We start from the raw sequence: 6082 nt of genomic DNA on the forward strand, positions 1-6082 counted from the left end.
TTATTTTTCAAAAAAAATTCAATAGATTCGAAAATTATCTATTACATATATTCTATTTTATAGTAAAATTATCCTATACAAAGAATTTTTGTTAGGGGCACGCTATGAGGTATACAGGTAGAATTTGTATCACTTTACTATTTATTACAATCGTATTAGGCTGGCATTCCCTTTATTTTATCACTGATCTCAAAGCAGCTAATTTCTTTATGTTTCAAAGAGGTCAGTATAAATTAGATTTGATTCTCATCCCATTGCTATCACCCTTTTTTTGGTGGTTGGGAGTGCAATATGATAAGGCAAAATACTTGGCTGAAAAAGATTCCTTAACTGGTTTGTATAACAGGCGGATCATTCAACAAATTACTCCAAAATTGTTATCCCAAATGAATCACAGTGAAGACACTTTAACGATTTCTGTAATTGATTGTAATAACTTTAAACAAATTAATGATGAGCTGGGTCACAAAATGGGGGACTTAGTTCTAAAGAATATCTCCGATGTTTTGATTATTTGTTCAAATGACGGAGATTATGTGGCAAGGTGGGGTGGCGATGAATTTCTTATCGTATCTCCACACGCAGACTTTAAAGAGGCAAAAGAGGTAACTGATAAAATAGAAAAGGTATTGGCTCATTTATCTACCGAGATGGGGATGAATATATCTGTTTCAATCGGAAGTGCTTTGTATCCCAATGATGCTTATAATTTAAAGGATTTATTAATCATTGCTGACAGAAATATGTATGAACGAAAACAGCATAAACCGCTTAATATAAAGCTAAAGGCATGAACCTGAATTGGAATCATGCCTTTTTATTTGATCTAATTTTCTTCTTCAAATTGATATTCCGGTGGCTTTATTCGGAACCCTTTGGTAAGCCATAGAAGATAGGCTAAACCAATGGATAACCAAGCTAATCCAATGATAATTGCAAGTTTGTCGAGACTAAACCAAAGATAAATGACAAAGGCAAGGCCGATCATTGGGAAAATGACATAACTAACAAAATTTAAATGGTTTAGAATTTGTTTGTTTTTAAAATAGTAAATGATGACCGCAAGATTGACAAAAGAAAATGCGGTAAAGGCTCCAAAGTTAATTAAGGAAGTTGCGGTCACTAAATCTAGAATTAAAGCGGTAAGAGATAGAACCCCGATAAAAATGATATTAAACACAGGCGTTTGAAACTTTTTATGAAGAAAGCCAAAATATTTTTTCGAAAGCACTCCGTCTCTTCCCATAGCAAACAGTAATCGAGAAGCACTCGTTTGGGCTGCAAGCCCAGAAGCCATAACAGAGATTAAAGCACCACTAGTAAAAATCGATTGAAAGAAAATCCCGCCTATATGTCTGGCAATCTCAGGTGATGCACCATCCACATTTTTTAATAAGGATACGTTCGGATATAAGGATTGCATGAAATATGTGACGGTGATAAAAAACAAACCGCCTATAAAGGCAATGAGAAAGATGCTTTTTGGAATGTTCTTCTCAGGATTGACTGTTTCCTCTGCAAGCGTGGTGACAGCGTCAAATCCCAAAAATGACAAAGCAAGAATAGAAGCACCTGCGAATAGAAAATGCAGCTTCATGTCATGAGAGAAAAATGGAGTCGTTGTAAATTCTCCACCGTGAAGGGTCGTGCGAATCGTCAAAATGACAAAAATAATAGCAACAAGTAATTGAAATAAAACAAACAGGGTATTTGCCTTAACAGCGATTTTGACCCCAACTATATTCATCGTGGTAATAATTACAATTAGACCTAATACCCATAACCAGGAGGATACATGTGGAAACAGGGCTGATAAATAAATTCTAGCCAATACAGCATTAATCATGGGTAAAAATAAATAGTCAAGCAAAGCTGACCAACCAACTAGAAAACCTAACTCAGTGTTCATCGTTTTTTTGGTGTATGTATAAGCGGAACCTGCATCAGGAAAAAGTCTGCACATTTTTCCATAGCTTAAGGCCGTGAACAAAATGGCAACCGTAATTAATATATAGGAAGCCGGGACATGCCCATTTGTTTCAGCTGAAACCACGCCAAATGTATCAAATACTGCAAACGGTGACATATAGGCTAACCCCATAAATACTATTGGTGCGACTCCCAATGAACGTTGTAAAGTTCCCTGCGATGATTCCAACCTCAACAACTCCTCAATTCGAATAAACTTAATTTTAGAAGAATTACTATTGATTGTGAAGATGTTTTTTTAAAATAACAAGGAACTGTCAATAACAGTGTCAAAATATGTTTTTCATAAAATAAATGTTGGGATCTTCATACAAAAAAGGTGTCTCAAAAACTAATCATGATTAATGAATTTTTACCTTTTTTATTCATCATTTGATTAAAACGGGAAGGTGCTATACTATTGATTGGTTACTATTGTTGAATATGTTGATGAGGGGTAGAACTGTGATGAAACGAGTATTGTTTATTGGGGCTGGGCGTATGGCTCAAGCGATTATTGAAGGATTAAAAGATAAAAACGAATTTTCCATTATAGTTGCTAATAATGGAAATGAGGAAAGATTGAATGTGATTCGAGAATCCTACAGCGTTGCAACCACAAAAAGTTGGAAAAAAGAAGTGGGAAAAGCTGATATCATTTTTTTGGCGATGCCACCAAATGTTCATGAATCTTTACTATTGGAGCTATCTGGAGAAATGAATGGGCAATTGGTTTTGACTGTTGCGGCAGGGATTGGACCTTCATTTATGGAGTCTATGCTCCCAGACGGAACTCCTGTTGCGTGGGTAATGCCAAACACTGCAGCAAAATTAGGTCAATCGATGACGATGTATGCTCCGGGCAATTGGGTAACGGAGCAACATATAAAAATAATTGAAACATTAATCAGTGGGATTGGCGAATATGAAAGAGTTTCAGAACAGCAAATCATAGAGTTAACTGCTGTTACTGGAAGCGCCCCAGCGTTTATTTACAGAATTGCAGAAGCTCTAGAAAATATTGCCCTTGAATCAGGTGTCACACCATTACAAGCACGAAAGTTAGTAGCCCAAATGATCATGGGTTCTGCGGAAATGCTTAAAACCAATGCCAATCCTGCTGCACTTGCTGACGAAGTTGCCACACCAGGAGGATCAACAGCTGCCGGCTTAGAGGTCTTGGATACAAAAGGACTTGCAGACTTAATGACAGAAGCTATTTATGCTTGTAGGGAAAGGGCTGCGAGCCTCACATAAAAATAATTTCTATGGAATAAAAAGTGAAATGGTGCCAAACACCTTTTCTCTTTTTATTCCAATATACTGTTTAAATTTCAATAATAATCGGCAGAATCATAGGTCTTCTTTTTGTTTGATTGGAAATAAATTGGCCTAATGTTTTCTTGATGTTTTGCTTAATGACACTCCACTGACGGATGTTTTCTGATTGCATATCCTGGACAGTCTTTTTAACTAAATTATTGATCTCTTTTAAAAGATCTTCAGAATTTTTAACGTATACGAAACCTCGGGTTATGGTGTCTGGACCTTGAATGATTCTTCCGTCCGTTTTACTCAGGGTTAGCACTATAACTACCATACCATCTTCTGATAGTTGTCTCCGGTCACGAAGCACCACTTCTCCTACATCCCCGACACTGATTCCGTCAATATACGTATCACCAGCAGGAATAGAACGGGTCTGCCTGGCAATACCATGTTCAAAATCCACAACATCACCATTTTTAATGATAAAAGTGTTTCCTTTCTCAACTCCAACTGCCTCTGCTAATTGTCGGTGGTGATGAAGCATGCGAAATTCTCCGTGAATCGGTATAAAATAGGTAGGTTTAATCAATGCTAGCATCAGCTTTAAATCTTCTTGATAGCCATGTCCAGAAACATGCATCCCAGTAGAACTTCCAGAGCCGTAAATCACATTGGCCCCTAATTGGAATAAATTGTCGATGATTCGAGATACATCTTTTTCATTGCCTGGAATCGGGGAGGCTGCTAGAATAACCGTGTCGCCCGGATAAATAGTAGCATCCCGATAGCTGCCAGTGGATAAACGGGAAAGTGCGGCCAGAGGTTCTCCTTGCGATCCAGTGCAAAGGATCGCTACTTTCTCAGGGGAAAAACTTTCGATTTCATTAGGTTCAATCAGCATTCCTTCTGGAACCATTAAATAACCTCGTTCTATCGCAACGGAAACAACATTCACCATGGTTCTTCCTAATAAGGCAAGCTTTCGGTTTGAATTCATTGCTGCCCTAACGACTTGCTGAATTCGATTTACATTAGAGGCAAAAGTAGAAATGATCACCTTTCCCGAAGCTCTTGAGAAGGCCTCTTCCATATGACTGCCAACCATACTTTCCGATGGGGTTAATCCAGGGCGCTCCGCATTGGTGCTTTCTGAAATTAGAGCTAAAACCCCCTTATCTCCAATCGCAGCCATTTTATGGATATCTGAAATTCGATCGTTTTCCGGTGTTAAGTCAAATTTAAAATCGCCAGTATGAACAACAACACCCTCTGGAGTTTCAAACACTATTCCAAGACAATCAGGGATACTATGACTCACTTTAAAAAAGGAGACCGAAATTTTACCCAATTCTATTTGTGAATTCGAATCAATTAAATTCAGTTGTGAATCACCCATAAGTCGATGCTCTACAAGCTTTAGTTCAATTAACCCTAACGTAAACCGAGTTGCATAAATTGGTATGTTTAATTTCTTTAAAAGATAAGGAATTCCACCAATATGGTCTTCATGGCCGTGGGTTACAATTAAAGCTCGAATTTTTTCCTGATTTTTTTCCAAATAGGTTATATCGGGAATAATTAAATCTATGCCCAATAAACTTTCATCTGGAAATTTACCACCACAGTCAACAATGACTATGTCTTCCTCATATTGAATGACATACATATTTTTACCGATCTCATTGATGCCACCCAAGGCGAAAACAGATAATCCCTTCTCATTACCCCTCATAAAAAAACCTCCAAATTTCTTTTTTATTATTATTTCCTTTTTGCAGGGCTTTATCAGATGTAAAAGTTACACATAAAAAAAGCCAAGAGAATGAGGAAGACTCTCATGGCTTTTAAAAAGGTTTTTACCCAATTAGTTTTATTGCACTGAAAATAATAACAGTAGAAATAACAGTACGCAGTGGTTTCGTAGGAACTTTGGAGGATAGGGTGCTTCCGATAAGGACACCTGGANNGAAGATTACCAACCAACATGTAATTTACACTTCCTGCATTCATATGAAGAAGGCCAGAAACGGTTACCAATAAGAAAGCATGAGCAATATCAGTACCTACCAATTCAGATCCTTTTAAGCGATAAAGATAAAGCATTGCTAAGGCGAACAAAGAACCTGATCCAATGGAGGTTAATCCAACAATAAAACCAAATAACGCCCCAATGAAAATAGTCAGACCCCGTTTCTCTTCAATTGGTCTAACTTGCCATCGATTTGGTCTGATTTTTTTATCAAAAAATGTTTTGATTAAAATGGCTGCAGCGACTAATAAAAGAACATATCCAAGAGCGATTTTAATAATATGCTCAGAATTATGAAATGTTGATTCAAAAACTTGAAGCATGCCAATCGCAACAACAGCACTTGGAACACTTCCTATTGCCAAGTATTTCATTAATGTAAAATTGATCGTCTTTTGTCGCCAGTGCTGAATGACACCAAATAACTTTGTAATAGAGTTATAAACAAGATCAGTACCAACTGCAATAGAAGGCTGTATACCTACCATTATTAAAACAGGTGTTAAAAGTGCTGCGCCTCCAACACCTGTTAATCCTACTAAAAATCCAACTAGTAATCCCATTAAAGCTATTCCCAGGCTCATGGTAAAGCCTCCTTTTTATATCCGAGTATTTATATGTGAATTATAGTGTTTGAGGGTGAGTTTGTAAATACTTTTCTGAATTTTTTGTTGTTACTTTAAGTGTCTGAGTTATTTGGAAAAACTTTCTTGTTGAAGTATTGTTTCATGGGTGATATAATAAATCTCGTTCCCTAAAAAGCAGGTATAAAATTTTGAGGGAATGAAACTTCAAACGTAAATAGTCCGGCAATAA

At 36.9% G+C, this 6082-nt stretch carries 4 protein-coding genes and 1 pseudogene; 2 read left to right on the forward strand and 3 right to left on the reverse strand.

Features of this window, described 5'->3' with window-relative positions; all coding sequences use genetic code 11:
• The first annotated feature begins 104 nt into the window (after positions 1-104).
• Positions 105-794, forward strand: a complete 690-nt coding sequence (locus V7083_RS15895) for a GGDEF domain-containing protein (protein WP_335479556.1) — start codon at positions 105-107, stop codon at positions 792-794.
• Between the two features lie 32 nt (positions 795-826).
• On the opposite strand, the gene V7083_RS15900 is transcribed toward V7083_RS15895, so the two are convergent.
• Positions 827-2101 carry an APC family permease gene (locus tag V7083_RS15900; protein ID WP_335479581.1) on the reverse strand — a complete coding sequence of 425 codons (1275 nt, stop codon included), beginning with the start codon at positions 2099-2101 and terminating at the stop codon, positions 827-829.
• A 335-nt stretch (positions 2102-2436) separates the two neighbouring features.
• On the opposite strand from V7083_RS15900, the gene proC reads away from it, so the two are divergent.
• Positions 2437-3225, forward strand: coding sequence for a pyrroline-5-carboxylate reductase (gene proC / locus V7083_RS15905; protein ID WP_335479558.1), 789 nt, complete (start codon positions 2437-2439; stop codon positions 3223-3225).
• A 70-nt stretch (positions 3226-3295) separates the two neighbouring features.
• Here the strand turns inward: proC and V7083_RS15910 are convergent, their stop codons facing one another.
• Together V7083_RS15910 and V7083_RS15915 are read right to left on the reverse strand one after the other, a co-directional pair.
• Positions 3296-4969: a ribonuclease J gene (locus V7083_RS15910; protein ID WP_335479560.1), complete on the reverse strand. Its 1674-nt coding sequence runs from the start codon at positions 4967-4969 to the stop codon at positions 3296-3298.
• A gap of 124 nt (positions 4970-5093) precedes the next feature.
• Positions 5094-5850: pseudogene (locus tag V7083_RS15915) on the reverse strand (sulfite exporter TauE/SafE family protein).
• Positions 5851-6082 lie beyond the last annotated feature (232 nt).

Origin of the sequence: Bacillus sp. JJ1764, assembly GCF_036962145.1 — a bacterium.
Lineage (GTDB): Bacteria > Bacillota > Bacilli > Bacillales > Cytobacillaceae > Neobacillus.